A 14,405-nucleotide genomic window follows, 5' to 3' on the forward strand; every position below is an offset into this window, starting at 1 on the left:
TCCATCTGCATTGGGAAGTTATCCATGAACAAGCTGCATGTGCTTTGCGCCGCCGTATTGGCACTGGCCGCGACGGCCGCGCCCGCCCAGATCCTGATCGGCCAGACCGCGGGCCTGACCGGTTCGGTGGCCGCGGGCGTGAATGAAACCATCACCGGCTCCCAGCTGGTGATCGATGCCGTGAACGCGCAAGGCGGCCTCCACGGCGAAAAGATCGAAGTCCTGCGCATGGACGACGGCTTCGACGTCAAGCGCGCGAGCGAGAACGCGCGCGTGCTGATCGAAGAGAAGAAGGTCGTAGCGCTCTTCATGAGCCGCGGCACGCCGCACTCGCAAGCCATCATCCCCTGGCTCGACAAGCACGACGTGGCGCTGGTCGGCCCTTCCACCGGGGCCATGGCGCTGCACAAGCCGGTTCAAAAGCACGTGTTCAACGTGCGCGCCACCTACCAGCGCGAAGCCGAGAAGGCAATCCAGCACCTGCTCACCACCGGCATCGCGCGCATCGCGGTAGTGCACGTGACCGACTCCTTCGGACAGGACGCGCTCGAGGGCGCCATGACGGGTTTCTCCAAAGCCCAGGCCAAACCGGTGGTCACCGTGCCCGCCGACCGCGAAAAGCCCGACTACAAGACCATCGTGCCGACCATCAAGGATGCCAACGCGCAGGCCGTGCTGTGGATCGGCTCCGGCACCGCCGTGGTCGAGGGCATCAAGGCGTTGCGCGCCTCCGGTTCGGCCGCGCAGGTGGTCACCTTGTCGAACAACGCCTCGTCGGGGTTCATCAAGCAACTGGGCGATGCGAGCAAGGGCGTCATCGTGACCCAGGTCTTCCCGAACGAGCGGTCCATCAGCTACCCCATGGTCAAGGAAGCGCTCGTGCTGTCGCAGGCCAAGGGCCAGGCCGAACTCTCCCCGGCCGCCCTCGAGGGCTTTGCCGCGGCCAAGGTGCTGGTCGAGGCGCTGCGCCGCGCCGGCCCCAAGCCCACGCGCGCCAAGGTGCTTGCGGCGCTCGAAAGCCTTCGCGCCTACGACCTCGGCGGCCTGGAGGTGAGCTATTCGCCGCAGGACCATTCGGGCATCGATTTCGCCGACCTGGCGATCATCAGCGACGGTCGGTTCAAGCGCTAGGCCAGCAGCGCTGGCCCCCCGCCCGCGCGGGGTGGCGCGGCCCTGGAAACGACTTTCTCTCTACTTGGGGGCGGCAGCAGGCGCGGGTTCGTGCGTTGCGTCGCCGCCGTGCTTCTCGCCCGACATGTCGATCTTGTCGCCGCCCTTCGAGATGACATAGAGAGCAATGGCGGCAAAGATGATGAAGCCGACAACGAGTTTCCACATGGATCTTGTCTCCTGATGATGATGATGATGTGAGGGTTCAAGAAAAAGGCCTCATGCCGACGGCATGAAGCCCCTTTGTTGAACGGAGGGCCGGCTTGCGCCGCCCTCCTTCTGAACCTGCGTTCAGTCGTTCGCGTAGATGTCGACGTCCTTGGTTTCCCGGATGAACAGCGTGCCGATGACCAGCGTCATTGCCGCGATGATGATCGGATACCAGAGGCCGTTGTACATGTTGCCGGTGGTCGCCACGATCGCGAAGGCGGTGGTCGGCAGCAGGCCGCCGAACCAGCCGTTGCCGATGTGGTACGGCAGGCTCATCGAGGTATAGCGAATGCGCGTCGGGAACAGTTCAACCAGCATCGCGGCAATGGGGCCGTAGACCATCGTGACCAGCAGCACCAGCCAGAACAGCAGCGCGACGACCATCACCTTGTTCATCTTCGCGGGATCGGCCTTGGCCGGATAGCCCGCCACCTTCAGTTCCTCGGTCACGCCCTTCTTGAAGGCGGCGATCTCTTTGGCGGAGGTTTCGTCGAACTTCAGGTTGACCACGTTGCCCACCGGGGCCTCGATGGTCTTGCTGCCGATCTTGATGATGGCTTTGGAGCCGGGCGCACCTTCGACGTTGTCGTAGCTCACCGAGTTCTGCACCAGGTAGCGCTTGGCAATGTCGCACGAACTCCGGAAGTCGATTTCACGCGCAACCGGGTTGCCCTGGAACGAACACGACTTGGGATCCGCCGTCACCGTGACGCCGGCGGTGGCTTGCGCCTTCGCCAGGTCGGGGTTGGCATATTCCGTGATCATCTTGAAGACCGGGAAGTAGGTCACCACGGCCAGCAGGCAGCCGGCCATGATGATCGGCTTGCGGCCGATCTTGTCCGACAGCGTGCCGAACACCACGAAGAACGGCGTGCCCAGCAGCAGCGAGGCGGCGATCATCAGGTTGGCGGTGGTGCCGTCGACCTTCAATTGCTGCGTCAGGAAGAACAGCGCGTAGAACTGGCCCGTGTACCAGACCACGGCCTGGCCGGCGGTCAGGCCGATCAGGGCCAGGATCACGATCTTGAGGTTCTTCCACTGGCCGAACGATTCGGACAGCGGTGCCTTCGAGGTCTTGCCCTCGGCCTTCATCTTCTGGAAGGCGGGCGATTCGCTCAGCGAGAGGCGGATCCACACCGAGATGCCGAGCAGCGCGATGGAGACCAGGAACGGAACGCGCCAGCCCCACTCGCCGAACGCCTGTTCGCCGAGCCAGGTGCGCACGCCCAGGATCACCAGCAGGCTCAGGAACAGCCCGAGCGTGGCGGTGGTCTGGATCCACGAGGTGTAGGCACCGCGCTTGCCGTGCGGCGAGTGCTCGGCCACATACGTGGCGGCACCGCCGTACTCGCCGCCGAGCGCGAGGCCCTGCAGCATGCGCAGCGCGATCAGGATCACCGGCGCCGCAACTCCGATGGTCGCGTAGCTGGGCAACAGGCCGACGATGAAGGTCGACAAGCCCATGATCAGGATCGTGACCAGGAAGGTGTACTTGCGCCCGATCATGTCGCCGAGCCGGCCGAACACGATGGCGCCGAACGGCCGCACCAGGAAACCGGCGGCAAACGCCAGCAGCGCAAAGATGAAGGCCGCGCCCGCATCCAGGCCGCTGAAGAACTGCTTCGCGATGATCGCGGCCAGCGAACCGTAGAGGTAGAAGTCGTACCACTCGAACACCGTGCCAAGGGAGGAAGCGAAGATGACCTTCTTCTCCTCCGCGGACATGGGCCGGGGGGCCGGGTGCGGCATCCCCCTCGAATCCAGTGTTGCTGCCATTTGCGTCGTCTCCTGTGTATGCGTTCGTTCGGTCCCGGCATTCGGAACCGTGATGCATTCTTGGAGGCGCGACTGACCCGAGCCTTTCGCGAAACTGAACCGACGCTTACGAATTAAGGTGAAACCCGCGGGCCTCGTTTCAGCCTGTAAGAAATCGGCTGGTTACTCAGCTTTTGCTGCCGCGCAGCAAGGACGGCCGCTGGTCGGCGCCGGCCCATTCCGGGCCGTCGAACCACGCATCGTCGGCCAGGTAGGCGCGCAGCATCGCAAGGCCGTCGAAACCCCAGAACAGGCGGCCGTCGACCACATAGGCCGGCGTGCCGAACACGCCAAGCTGCAGCGCCTCGTCGGTGTTGCGCTTGAGCAGCGCCTTGTTCTCGTCGCTGTTCATGTCGCGCTTCGGCTTCAGCTGCGCCGCCAGCGCAGCCAGGCGCGTGGCATCGCCCGCCTCCTCGCCGCCGTGCCACACGCTGCGGAAGATGGTTTCGGCCGCAAGGCGGCTGATGCTGCCGTCGTCGGAGGTCGAGAGCGCAAGCCGAAGGTGCGGAAGCGGGTTGTAGGGGTGCGAGGCCGGCATCTCGATTTGGATGCCGTTCGCACGGCCGAGCCAGAGCACATGGCGGTAGGTCCAGCTGCGCTTGGCGGGGATCTCGGCCGGGCCGAGCTGCCCGTGGTGCTTGAGGATCGCGCCAAGCAGCACCGGCTTGTAGGCGACGCTGTAGCTCAGGCCTTCGAGGGCCTCCGGCAGATGCTCGAACGCCAGGTGCGCGTAGGGCGAGATGAAGTCCAGGTAGAAGTCGATGTGCTTCATGCGTGCTTGTCTCCTGATTCTTCCGGGATGCGCCAGATGCCGGCGCGTGCCCGCAACTCTATCGCGCGCCACACGCCGCGCCGCGCCTCGTCTTCCATCTTGCTCCAGCCCGCGATCTCGGGGATGGTGCGCAGGCACCCTTCGCAGAAGCCGCTCAGGCGGTCCATGCGGCAGACCGAGGTACAGGGCGATGGCGCGTCGTCGGCCGCGCGCTGCACGGCAACGGCCCGTTCGGCCAGGGTTTCCGCAGCATCGAAATTCACACCACGTCCGCCACGGGCGCACCGGTGAGTTTCTCGAGGTCTTGCGGGCGCAGCTGGAACACCGCGTGCGGATGGCCCGCGGCCGCCCAGATCTCCTCGAAGCGGAACAGCTCGCGGTCGATCAGCACCACGGGCTTCGTCACATGTCCAACCGGCGACACGCCGCCGATGGTGAAGCCGGTGCGCGCCTTCACGAATTCGGCATCGGCGCGGCCGGTCTTGCCGACCAGCGCATCGACTTTCTTCTCGTCGACCCGCTTGTCGCCCGAGGTGATGACCAGCACCGCCACCTCGTCGCTCTTGCGCCGGAAGATGATGCTCTTGGCGATCTGCCCGACCAGGATGCCGAGCGCGTCGGCCGCCTGCTGCGCGGTGCGGCAGGCGTCGTCGAGCATGCGCGGCAAATGCGGATGGCCCGCGTCCTGCAGCACGCGAGAAACACGTTGCACGCCTTCGGGCAGCGAATGAAGTTCAGCGCCGCACATCACAGGGCTCCCACGGTTTTCGGCGTGCTCATCAGCCGGCCCTCTTCGTGCGGATCGCCTTCGACGCCCGCGAATTCGGCTCGCGCCCCAGCGCCTCGCTGATGTACACGCCCGCGTCGATCAGCTTGTCCAGGTCGATGCCGGTCTCGATGCCCATGCCGTGCAGCATGTAGACCACGTCCTCGGTCGCCACGTTGCCCGTCGCGCCCTTGGCATACGGGCAGCCGCCAAGGCCGGCGGAGGACGACTGGAAGTTCCAGACCCCCAGCTCCAGCGAGGCCAGCGTGTTGACCAGCGCCTGGCCGTAGGTGTCGTGGAAGTGGCCCGAGATGTGGTCCACGTCGAAATGCGCCAGCGCTGCCTCGATGGCGGCCTGAACCTTGCGTGGCGTGCCCACGCCGATGGTGTCGGCCACGTCAACGCGCTGCACGCCGATGTCCTTCATCAGCTTCGCCAGCATGCCCACACGTTCGGGTGCGATCTCGCCTTCATACGGGCACCCCACCGTGCACGACATGGCGCCGCGCACCGCGATGCCCTTGTCGCGCGCCGCGGCCACCACGGGTGCGAAGCGCTCGATGCTCTCGGTAATCGAGCAGTTGATGTTCTTCTGGCTGAAGGCCTCGCTCGCGGCGCCGAACACCACGATCTCGTCGGGCCATTCTTCGCGCGGCGCGGCAATGGCGGCCTCGAAGCCCTTCATGTTGGGCGTGAGCACCGAGTAGCGCACGCCGGCCTTGCGTCGGATGCCGTGCATCACCTCGGCGTTGTCGGCCATCTGCGGCACCCACTTGGGCGACACGAAGCTGGTGACCTCGATCTCCTTCAGGCCGGCGTCCTGCAGGCGGTGCACGAGGCCGATCTTGACTTCAGCCGAGACCGGCTGCTTTTCATTCTGCAGTCCGTCGCGCGGGCCGACGTCGACGATCTTGACTTTGGTGGGGAGCTTCATGGGATGTCTCTGGGTTCGCAGGGAAAAGAAAAAATCCGTCCGTCCATTGTCGGCCGTCTGCGTGCGGCGTGCTCGGCGGCGCGGTTCACGCCGTTTCACGCTGCACGAAATCCGATGGCGGCTCGGCGGGCGCGGGGACCTCAGTCACCTCCAGTGCACTCACCTGCGCGCCGTCCGGCCCGCTGCGGGCCCACGCAATCAGCGCCTCGACCGCCACGGCCGGACCGAAGGCCAGCGCCTCCACGCTGCCGTCGCGTCGGTTGCGCACCCAGCCGCGCACGCCCAGGCGCCGTGCGGCCTGCACCATCGACCAGCGATAGCCCACCCCCTGCACGAGGCCGCGGACGACGAGATGGCGGGTGACGGCGGGTGGATTCATGGCGTTGGCAACATCAGTACGACCTGGGCAGTCCGGGCGCGCCGTCAGTAGCCCCGCGTGGGATCGACCACGCCGCTGACCGGCAGGCCCTTTTCCATCGCGCGGATTTTTCCAGCAATCTGGGCGATGGATTCCTCGCGCAGCGTGCGCGCCGAGCCGTGCGGCGTGACGGTGATCTTCGGGTGGCGCCAGAAGGCGTGGTCGGCGGGCAGCGGCTCGACCTGGAACACGTCGAGCGTGGCGCCGGCAAGCTGGCCGGCGTCGAGCATCGGAATCAGGTCGTCTTCGACCAGGTGCGCGCCGCGCGCGATGTTGATGAGATAGCCGCCCGGCAGCAGCTTGCCGAGCGTCTTGCGGTTGAGGATGCCGCGCGTGGCCTCGGTCAGCGGCAGCAGGTTGACCAGCACGCGGGTGGACGACAGGAACTCGTCGAACTGCGCCTCGCCGCTGAATACCTTCGCGCCGTCGATGGTTTTGGGCGAGCGGCTCCAGCCCAGTACCGGAAACTCGAACTGCGCCACGGCTTTCGCGACCCGCTCCCCGAGCACGCCCAGCCCCATGATGCCGACCGGGAAGTCGCGCCGCAGCTTCGGCTTGCGGTAGCTCCAGCGGCCTTCGCGCGCGTCGGCCTCGTAGGCATCGAACTCGCGGAAGTGGCGGATCAGCGCATGGCATACGTACTCCGCCATCTGCACCGACATGCCCGCATCGTCGAGCCGCACGATGCGCGTGTGCGCCGGCACGCGCAGCTTGAGCAGCGCATCGACGCCCGCGCCGATGTTGAACAGCCCGCGCAGTCCGGGTTGCTCATCGAGCAACTGCTGGGGCGGCACCCACACGACCGCGTGGTCGGCCTGGGCCGCCCCCGGTTGCCAGGGCTCGATCTGCGCGCCGGGCAACTCGGCCTTGAGGCCTTCGATCCAGGGTTCGGGGCGGTTGTCGGTGAGAGAGACGATGATTTTCATGAATCGAATCTTATTAGGGCCGCGGCTTGTCGCCCTGTGTTCCTTCTTCTATGCTCGTGCGCCAGCATCCAAGACCAGGCACACCAGGAGACCGAAGCATGATCAAAGTCAGCGTGATGTACCCCTACACCGACGGCGCAAGGTTCGACCACGCCTACTACCGCGACAAGCACATGCCGCTTTTGAAGGCGCGCATGGGCGATGCCTGCAGGTCGTACACCATCGACAAGGGGCTGGCCGGCGGCGCACCCGGAACCCCGCCGACCTATGTCGGCATGTGCCACGTGTTCTGCGACTCGGCCGAGGCGTTTCAAAGCGCGTTCGGCCCGCATGCCAAGGAGATTCTGGGCGACATCAAGAACTACACCGACATCGCACCCGTGATGCAGATCAGCGAAGTGGTGGTGGGCTGACCCAGGGCGGAGGTCAGGCCGCCGCGGCCATCCGCAGCAATTCATCGCCTTCGGCCACCTGCTCGCCGGGCGAGAACATCAGCTCGTCCACCGTGCCGTCGGCCGGCGCGGCAATGGTGTGCTCCATCTTCATGGCCTCCATCACGGCAAGCGGCTGGCCACGGCTGACCTTGTCGCCGGCCTTGACCGCAAAGGACACGACCTTGCCGGGCATTGGCGCCGTGAGCCGGCCGCCTTCGGCATGGGTGTCGCCCGCGTGGGCCAGGCGGTCGATGGCGGTGATCTTGGTGGCGCCTTTCGATGCGAAGACATGCGCGGTGGCGCCGTCCAGATGCACGTCCACGGTCTGCCGCGTGCCGGCAAACTCGACCTCGAACTCGCCCGACGGAAATTGGCCCACGACCAGCGGGCCTTCCACGCCGCCGGCTTCGAGCCGCAGGCTGCCGTCGCGCTTGTAAGTCAGCAAGGCCGTCTGCTCGGCGCCACGAAACTCGAAGTCGAAGTGGCGCCGGTATTCGCCATGGGAGCGCCAGCCGTCGCGCCGCTCGAACGGGTCGGGCACGCCGGTCGGCCGTTCGGTGATCAGGGTGCGCGTGATGGCGGCGGCGGCGGCCAGCGGCAGGCCCAGCGCCTCGCGGTCGAACAGCACGGCGCGCTCACGCTCGATCAGCGCCGTATCGAGGTTGGCCTTGGAGAACGACTCGGTCGCGAGAATGCCGCGCAGGAACTGCACATTGGTCGACACGCCCACGATCTGCACCTGCGCCAGCGCCGCATCGAGCCGCGCCAGCGCCTCGGCGCGCGTGGTGCCATGCACGATCAGCTTGGCGATCATGGAGTCGTAGAACGGCGAGATCTCGCCACCCTCGCGCACGCCGTCGTCAATGCGCACGCGGCTGCGCTGGAAGGCCGTGGCTTGCGGCTTGCGGTACACGCGCAGCGTGCCGGTGGCGGGCAAGAAGTTGTTGTCGGGGTTCTCGGCGCAGATGCGCGCCTCGATCGCGTGGCCGTGGATCTGCAGCTCCTGCTGCTTCGCGGGCAGCGTCTCGCCCGAGGCCACACGCAGCTGCCATTCGACGAGATCGAGTCCAGTGATGGCTTCAGTCACCGGGTGCTCCACCTGCAACCGAGTGTTCATCTCCATGAAGAAGAAGTTCATCTCGGGTTGGCCTGCCCCCACGCTCGGCACTGACGTGTCCTCGCTGCCCCCCGGGGGGCGCTCGCTTGCTTGGGGCGGCCCGGCGCGGCGCTCGGCTCGCGCTGCTCGACGATGAACTCGACAGTGCCCGCACCCACGTAGTTCACGGCGCGCGCCGCAGCCACGGCGGCTTCGCCCATCTGCTTGCGCATCGCCTCGGTCATGCCGGGCGCGGGCGCTTCTTCCAGCACCTTCTGGTGGCGCCTCTGCACCGAGCAGTCGCGCTCGAACAGGTAGACGTAGTTGCCGTGCGTGTCGCCGAACACCTGGATCTCGATGTGGCGCGGGCGCTGCACGTACTTCTCGATCAGCACGGCGTCGTCGCCGAAGCTGTTGATCGCTTCGCGCTGGCATGAGGCCAGCGCGGCCGCGAAGTCTTCCGCCCGGTCGACCGCGCGCATGCCCTTGCCGCCGCCGCCCGCGCTGGCCTTGATGAGCACCGGGTAGCCGATGCGGTCGGCCTCGCGCTGCAGCAGCGCCGGGTTCTGGTCATGGCCGTGGTAGCCGGGCACCAGCGGCACGCCGGCTTTTTCCATCAGCTGCTTCGATTCGGCCTTGAGGCCCATGGCCTTGATGGCCGACGGCGGCGGGCCGATGAAGACCAGCCCCGCGTCGGCGCAGGCCTGCGCGAACTCTTCGTTCTCGCTCAGGAAGCCGTAGCCCGGATGCACGGCCTCGGCGCCCGTGGCCTTGGCGGCTTCGAGGATCTTTTCCCAGCGCAGGTAGCTGTCCTTCGGCGCGCTGCCGCCCAGGTGCACCGACTCGTCGCAGGCGCGCACGTGGTTGGCATGCGCGTCGGCATCGGAATAGACAGCCACGGTGCGGATCGCCATGCGTCTCGCGGTTGCGGCAACACGGCAAGCGATTTCACCGCGATTCGCAATCAGGATCTTTTTAAACATTCGGAGTGTCTCCCGGAGGATTCTTTTTCAGTTGAAACGCAGGCGTGACGCCCGGATCGGGTCGGCCGCTGAAGATGCGTGCCACGCGGGTGAACAGCGCCTTGAGAAAGCGCCAGCTCTTGCGGATGAGCCACACGCTGAGCGCCAGCACGAGGACGAACAGCGCGAGGAAGACCAGCGGATGCGCCACCGCGAGCCACAAGCCCGCGGGCACCATGCTGTCTTCGACCAGCGATGCGCCCACGTTGGAAAACGGCTCGGGCGAGGTGTTGATGGCTGCGCGCGTCGTGGCCTTGGCCGCATGCGCGGTGGCCGCGAAGCCGCCGCCCAGCAGTGCGGCCACGACGGCCATCACGCCATGGTCGGCGCCGAACACGCTGGCCGCGAGCGCCGCACCGGCGGGAATGCGGATGGCGGTGTGCACCACGTCCCACAGCGAATCGAGGCCGGGGATCTTGTCGGCGAAAAACTCGATGAACACCATGAACCCACTGGCCGCGATGACCACCGGATGCGCGAGCAGCTGCAGGCCGCTCGGCAACGGCACCCAGCCGAAGTAGCCGGCGAGCCCCGTCAGCAGCACGACGAGGTACAACCGCACGCCGCTGGCCCAGCCGATGGCCGCGGCCAGGGCGAGCAGTTGGGTCATGTCGAGCGCATTCATGGCATGCGCTCAGTGGCCCAGCCAGGACGGCTTGCGTTTCTGCAGGAAAGCCTGGACGCCTTCGCGGCCTTCATCGCTGACGCGTATGTCCGCGATGCCCTCCACGGTCCTGGCGATCAGCGCGTCATCGATCTCGCGGCCGTCCACGTCGGCGATCAGTTGCTTGCAGGCACGCACGGCGGCCGGACTGGCACCGGTGAGCGCCTTCACCAGCTCGTCGAGCTTGGCGTCGAGCGCGTCGGCAGCGACGACTTCATGCACGAATCCGATGCGGTGCGCCTCGGCGGCGGTGAAGCGCTCGGCCGTGAGAAAGTAGCGCTGCGAAGCGCGGGTGCCCATGGCGCGCAGCACATACGGGCTGATGGTCGCGGGCACGAGGCCGATCTTGACTTCGCTGAGGCAATACCATGCCGTGTCCACGCTCACCGCCATGTCGCAGGCCGCGACCAGCCCCATGCCGCCCGCGTACACATCGCCCTGCACGCGCGCGATGGTGGGCTTGGGGCACTCGGCAATGGCGCGCAGCATCTCGGCCAGCTTGCCCGCGTCGGCGACGTTCTCGTCGCGCGTGTAGTCGGCCATGCGGCGCATCCAGTTGAGGTTTGCTCCTGCGCAGAAGGCCGGTCCGTTGGCGCCGAGCACGATGGCCTTCACCTGCGGCGCGGCGCCGGCTTCGGTGAAGGCCTGCGTCAGCTCGGCGATCACGACGTCGTCGAAGGCATTGCGCGCATCGGGCTGGTCGAGCCAGATGCGTGCGATGGCGCCTTCGATCGTGAGGTTCAGCTTGGTGAAAGTGCTCATGCCGCGTCCCTTCTGTCACATGCGGAAGATGCCGAACTTCGGCTCTGGAATGGGTGCGTTGCGCGCAGCCGCCAGGCCCAGCGCCAGAACACGCCGTGTATCCGCCGGATCGATGATGCCGTCGTCCCACAGCCGCGCCGTCGCGTAGTACGGATGGCCCTGGTCTTCGTACTGCTGGCGGATCGGCGCCTTGAAGGCTTCTTCCTCTTCCTTGCTCCAGCTACCGCCCTTGAGCTCGATGCCGTCGCGCTTCACCGTGGCCAGCACGCTCGCGGCCTGCTCGCCGCCCATCACGCTGATGCGCGCGTTGGGCCACATCCAGAGAAAGCGCGGACTGTAGGCGCGACCGCACATGCCGTAGTTGCCGGCGCCGAAGCTGCCGCCGATGATGATGGTGAACTTGGGCACGTTGGCGGTGGCCACCGCCGTCACCATCTTGGCGCCGTGGCGCGCGATGCCTTCGTTCTCGTACTTGCGGCCCACCATGAAGCCGGTGATGTTCTGCAGGAACACCAGCGGAATCTTGCGCTGGCAGCACAGCTCGATGAAGTGCGCGCCCTTCTGCGCCGACTCGCTGAACAGGATGCCGTTGTTGGCGATGATGCCCACGGGCATGCCTTCGATCTCGGCAAAGCCGCAGACCAGCGTGGCGCCGAAGCGCTGCTTGAACTCGTGGAACTCGCTGCCGTCGACGATGCGCGCGATGATCTCGCGCACGTCGAAGGGCTTGCGGGTGTCGGTCGGGATCACGCCGTAGAGTTCTTCGCGAGGGAATGCAGGCTCGCGCATCTCGGTCTTCGCAGTGGCTTGCGCGGCTGCCACTGCATTGAGATTGGCCACCGCCGAACGCGCGAGCGCCAGCGCATGCAGGTCGTTCTGCGCCAGGTGGTCCACCACGCCCGAAAGCCGCGTGTGCACGTCTCCGCCGCCCAGGTCTTCGGCCGTGACCACCTCGCCGGTGGCCGCCTTCACGAGCGGCGGGCCGCCCAGGAAGATGGTGCCCTGGTTCTTCACGATGATCGACTCGTCGCTCATCGCCGGCACGTAGGCGCCGCCTGCCGTGCACGAGCCCATGACCACCGCGATCTGCGGAATGCCCTGGGCGCTCATGTTGGCCTGGTTGTAGAAGATGCGGCCGAAGTGGTCGCGGTCGGGAAACACCTCGTCCTGGTTCGGCAGATTGGCGCCGCCCGAGTCGACCAGGTAGATGCAGGGCAGGCGGTTCTGCTCGGCGATCTCCTGCGCGCGCAGGTGCTTCTTGACGGTCATCGGGTAGTAGGTGCCGCCCTTCACCGTCGCGTCGTTGCAGACGATCATGCAGTCGACGCCGTTCACGCGGCCGATGCCGGCGATGAGGCCTGCACCAGGTGCCGATTCAGCCCCCTTCGCGTCGAGGTACATCGCATGCGCGGCCAGCGGCGCGATCTCCAGGAACGGCGTGCCGGGGTCGAGCAGCTCGGCCACGCGGTCGCGCGGCAGCAGCTTGCCGCGTGCCGTGTGCTTGGCACGCGCGGCTTCGCCACCGCCCTGCTCCACTTTCGCGAACTGCTGGTAAAGGTCGTCGACCAGCGCGCGCATTGCGGCGGCGTTGGCCTGGAAGTCCGCCGATCGCGCGTTGAGTTTGGTTTCGAGTTTGCTCATGCTGTCTTTTCTTGTTCGAGGCCGAGTTGTTCCGCCATCGCTTCGCGGATCTTGAATTTCTGGATCTTGCCGGTCACCGTCATCGGAAACGCGGTGACGAACTGGATGTACTTCGGCACCTTGTAGTGCGCGATCTGGCCCTTGCAGAAATCGCGGATCTCGTCTTCGGTCGCGGCCTGGCCCGGCTTCACGATGATCCAGGCGCACAGCTCTTCGCCGTACTTCTTGTCGGGCAGGCCGACCACCTGCACGTCCTGCACCTTGGGATGGCGATACAGGAACTCTTCGATCTCACGCGGGTAGATGTTCTCGCCGCCGCGGATCACCAGGTCCTTGATGCGGCCGACGATGTTGACGTAGCCCTCGGCGTCCATGGTGGCGAGGTCGCCGGTGTGCATCCAGTGCTCGGCGTCGATGGCTTCGCGGGTTTTTTCTTCGTCTTGCCAGTAGCCGTGCATCACCGAGTAGCCGCGCGTGCAGAACTCGCCGGAGGTTCCGCGCGGCACGATGGCGCCGGTTTCGGGATCGATGATCTTCACCTCGAGGTGCGGCTGCACCGTGCCCACCGTGGACACGCGCTTGTCCAGCGGCGTGTCGGTGCTGCTCTGGCAGCTGACAGGGCTGGTCTCGGTCATGCCGTACGCAATGGTGATTTCGCTCAGGTGCATCTCGTTCACCACGCGCTTCATCACCTCGATGGGGCACGGCGAGCCGGCCATGATGCCGGTGCGCAGCGTGGAGAGGTCGAACTCCTTGAAGCGCGGATGGTCGAGCTCGGCGATGAACATCGTGGGCACGCCATGCAGCCCGGTGCACTTCTCGGCCTGCACGGTCTCCAGCACGGTGAGCGGGTCGAACCCATCGTTCGGGTACACGATGGCCGCGCCGTGCGTGAGGCAGGCCAGGTTGCCGAGCACCATGCCGAAGCAGTGATACAGCGGCACCGGAATGCACAGCTTGTCGGCCGGCGAGAGCTTCATGCACTCGCCGATGAAGAAGCCGTTGTTCAGGATGTTGCGGTGCGTGAGCGTTGCGCCCTTCGGAAAGCCCGTGGTGCCGCTGGTGAACTGGATGTTGATCGGGTCGGTGGCCTTGAGCGTCTTCTGCACCTGCGCCACGCGCGGGTCGGCCGCATCCCCGCTCGCAAGCAATTGGCTGAAGCGGCGCATGCCGGGCTCTTCGACATCTGCCGCGGCCTTGCCGTCGATCCAGAAGGTGTGCTGCAGCTGCGGCAGGCGCTTCGGGCCCAGTTCGCGCAGCATGCCGAGGTAGTCGCTGGTCTTGAATTGCGCCATCGTCACCAGCACCTTGCAGCCGACCTTGTTGAGCGCGTATTCGAGCTCGGAGGTGCGGTAGGCCGGGTTGATGTTGACGAGGACCAGGCCGGCCTTGGCTGTGGCGATCTGCATCAGCACCCAGGGTGCGTTGTTGTGCGACCAGATGCCCACGCGGTCACCCGGCTCGAGGCCCAGGTTCAGCAATGCGCTGGCGAGCTTGTTGGACTCGGCCTGCAGCTCGCGGTAGGTGTAGCGCTTGCCTTCATGGCGGCTGATGAGGGCCTCACGATCGGGGTGCTTTTCGACCATGTCGTCGAAGAAGTCGCCGATGGTTTGCTCGATGAGGGGGACGTTGGTGGCGCCTCGGGCCATGCTCTGTGTCAGTGGCATCGTCTTGTCTCCTGGTCTTGCTCCCTCTCCCCTGGGGGAGAGGGTTGGGGTGAGGGCGCCGGCCCTCGATGAAGCGCGGCGCTCGACTCGATCGCTGCTGCCCTCACC

The 14,405-nt window shown here is 66.3% G+C and carries 14 protein-coding genes and 1 pseudogene; 2 read left to right on the forward strand and 13 right to left on the reverse strand.

The window, feature by feature from the left end:
- Positions 1-24 precede the first annotated feature (24 nt).
- Positions 25-1,131: an ABC transporter substrate-binding protein gene (locus ACJ7Z0_RS12985; RefSeq protein ID WP_434790178.1), complete on the forward strand. Its 1,107-nt coding sequence runs from the start codon at positions 25-27 to the stop codon at positions 1,129-1,131.
- Positions 1,132-1,191: 60 nt separating this feature from the next.
- On the opposite strand, the gene ACJ7Z0_RS12990 is transcribed toward ACJ7Z0_RS12985, so the two are convergent.
- From ACJ7Z0_RS12990 to ACJ7Z0_RS13025, 8 genes are all read right to left on the reverse strand, one after another.
- On the reverse strand, positions 1,192-1,338 hold the full coding sequence (locus ACJ7Z0_RS12990) for a hypothetical protein (protein ID WP_175543254.1): 147 nt from the start codon (positions 1,336-1,338) through the stop codon (positions 1,192-1,194).
- Positions 1,339-1,461: 123 nt separating this feature from the next.
- A complete protein-coding gene (locus ACJ7Z0_RS12995; RefSeq protein ID WP_434790179.1) occupies positions 1,462-3,156 on the reverse strand; it encodes an MFS transporter in 1,695 nt (564 codons plus the stop codon).
- A gap of 166 nt (positions 3,157-3,322) precedes the next feature.
- Positions 3,323-3,967, reverse strand: coding sequence for a 2-hydroxychromene-2-carboxylate isomerase (locus ACJ7Z0_RS13000; RefSeq protein ID WP_434790180.1), 645 nt, complete (start codon positions 3,965-3,967; stop codon positions 3,323-3,325).
- A complete protein-coding gene (locus tag ACJ7Z0_RS13005) occupies positions 3,964-4,230 on the reverse strand; it encodes a DUF1289 domain-containing protein (protein WP_431127276.1) in 267 nt (88 codons plus the stop codon). The genes ACJ7Z0_RS13000 and ACJ7Z0_RS13005 overlap by 4 nt, the downstream gene beginning before the upstream one ends.
- On the reverse strand, positions 4,227-4,715 hold the full coding sequence (locus tag ACJ7Z0_RS13010; protein WP_093016971.1) for a YbaK/EbsC family protein: 489 nt from the start codon (positions 4,713-4,715) through the stop codon (positions 4,227-4,229). Before ACJ7Z0_RS13010 ends, ACJ7Z0_RS13005 begins: the two co-directional genes overlap by 4 nt.
- A 31-nt stretch (positions 4,716-4,746) precedes the next feature.
- A complete protein-coding gene (locus ACJ7Z0_RS13015; protein ID WP_434790181.1) occupies positions 4,747-5,667 on the reverse strand; it encodes a hydroxymethylglutaryl-CoA lyase in 921 nt (306 codons plus the stop codon).
- 85 nt (positions 5,668-5,752) lie between these two features.
- Complete coding sequence (locus ACJ7Z0_RS13020) at positions 5,753-6,046, reverse strand: acylphosphatase (RefSeq protein WP_434790182.1); 294 nt, start codon at positions 6,044-6,046, stop codon at positions 5,753-5,755.
- A 44-nt stretch (positions 6,047-6,090) separates the two neighbouring features.
- The gene (locus ACJ7Z0_RS13025) at positions 6,091-7,011 is read right to left on the reverse strand and encodes a 2-hydroxyacid dehydrogenase (RefSeq protein ID WP_434790183.1); all 921 of its coding nucleotides are present in this window, start codon (positions 7,009-7,011) and stop codon (positions 6,091-6,093) included.
- Between the two features lie 98 nt (positions 7,012-7,109).
- Here ACJ7Z0_RS13025 and ACJ7Z0_RS13030 point away from each other — a divergent pair, with 98 nt between their 5' ends.
- Entirely contained in the window at positions 7,110-7,424 is a 315-nt protein-coding gene (locus ACJ7Z0_RS13030) for an EthD family reductase (protein ID WP_434790184.1), read from the forward strand.
- A gap of 13 nt (positions 7,425-7,437) precedes the next feature.
- Here ACJ7Z0_RS13030 and ACJ7Z0_RS13035 read toward each other — a convergent pair.
- The 5 genes and pseudogenes from ACJ7Z0_RS13035 to ACJ7Z0_RS13055 form a co-directional block, all read right to left on the reverse strand.
- Positions 7,438-9,524 (reverse strand): annotated as a pseudogene (locus ACJ7Z0_RS13035) (acetyl/propionyl/methylcrotonyl-CoA carboxylase subunit alpha).
- Positions 9,517-10,188 carry a DUF4126 domain-containing protein gene (locus ACJ7Z0_RS13040; RefSeq protein ID WP_434790185.1) on the reverse strand — a complete coding sequence of 224 codons (672 nt, stop codon included), beginning with the start codon at positions 10,186-10,188 and terminating at the stop codon, positions 9,517-9,519. Before ACJ7Z0_RS13040 ends, ACJ7Z0_RS13035 begins: the two are co-directional and overlap by 8 nt.
- Before the next feature lie 9 nt (positions 10,189-10,197).
- Positions 10,198-10,989, reverse strand: a complete 792-nt coding sequence (locus tag ACJ7Z0_RS13045; protein ID WP_434790186.1) for an enoyl-CoA hydratase/isomerase family protein — start codon at positions 10,987-10,989, stop codon at positions 10,198-10,200.
- 15 nt (positions 10,990-11,004) lie between these two features.
- Entirely contained in the window at positions 11,005-12,630 is a 1,626-nt protein-coding gene (locus ACJ7Z0_RS13050) for a carboxyl transferase domain-containing protein (RefSeq protein WP_434790187.1), read from the reverse strand.
- Positions 12,627-14,297 carry an AMP-binding protein gene (locus ACJ7Z0_RS13055; RefSeq protein WP_434790188.1) on the reverse strand — a complete coding sequence of 557 codons (1,671 nt, stop codon included), beginning with the start codon at positions 14,295-14,297 and terminating at the stop codon, positions 12,627-12,629. Before ACJ7Z0_RS13055 ends, ACJ7Z0_RS13050 begins: the two co-directional genes overlap by 4 nt.
- Between the last annotated feature and the right edge of the window lie 108 nt (positions 14,298-14,405).

Source organism: Variovorax palleresanus (assembly GCF_051144945.1).
GTDB lineage: Bacteria > Pseudomonadota > Gammaproteobacteria > Burkholderiales > Burkholderiaceae_C > Variovorax > Variovorax paradoxus_S.

Bases quoted from the DNA above. Each gene is read 5' to 3' on its own strand.
- ACJ7Z0_RS13015 (WP_434790181.1), bottom strand. From the start codon at position 5,667: ATGAAGCTCCCCACCAAAGTCAAGATCGTCGACGTCGGCCCGCGCGAC.
- ACJ7Z0_RS13000 (WP_434790180.1), bottom strand. From the start codon at position 3,967: ATGAAGCACATCGACTTCTACCTGGACTTCATCTCGCCCTACGCGCAC.
- ACJ7Z0_RS13025 (WP_434790183.1), bottom strand. From the start codon at position 7,011: ATGAAAATCATCGTCTCTCTCACCGACAACCGCCCCGAACCCTGGATC.
- ACJ7Z0_RS12995 (WP_434790179.1), bottom strand. From the start codon at position 3,156: ATGGCAGCAACACTGGATTCGAGGGGGATGCCGCACCCGGCCCCCCGG.
- ACJ7Z0_RS13050 (WP_434790187.1), bottom strand. From the start codon at position 12,630: ATGAGCAAACTCGAAACCAAACTCAACGCGCGATCGGCGGACTTCCAG.
- ACJ7Z0_RS13020 (WP_434790182.1), bottom strand. From the start codon at position 6,046: ATGAATCCACCCGCCGTCACCCGCCATCTCGTCGTCCGCGGCCTCGTG.
- ACJ7Z0_RS13010 (WP_093016971.1), bottom strand. From the start codon at position 4,715: ATGTGCGGCGCTGAACTTCATTCGCTGCCCGAAGGCGTGCAACGTGTT.
- ACJ7Z0_RS12990 (WP_175543254.1), bottom strand. From the start codon at position 1,338: ATGTGGAAACTCGTTGTCGGCTTCATCATCTTTGCCGCCATTGCTCTC.
- ACJ7Z0_RS12985 (WP_434790178.1), top strand. From the start codon at position 25: ATGAACAAGCTGCATGTGCTTTGCGCCGCCGTATTGGCACTGGCCGCG.
- ACJ7Z0_RS13030 (WP_434790184.1), top strand. From the start codon at position 7,110: ATGATCAAAGTCAGCGTGATGTACCCCTACACCGACGGCGCAAGGTTC.
- ACJ7Z0_RS13045 (WP_434790186.1), bottom strand. From the start codon at position 10,989: ATGAGCACTTTCACCAAGCTGAACCTCACGATCGAAGGCGCCATCGCA.
- ACJ7Z0_RS13040 (WP_434790185.1), bottom strand. From the start codon at position 10,188: ATGAATGCGCTCGACATGACCCAACTGCTCGCCCTGGCCGCGGCCATC.
- ACJ7Z0_RS13055 (WP_434790188.1), bottom strand. From the start codon at position 14,297: ATGCCACTGACACAGAGCATGGCCCGAGGCGCCACCAACGTCCCCCTC.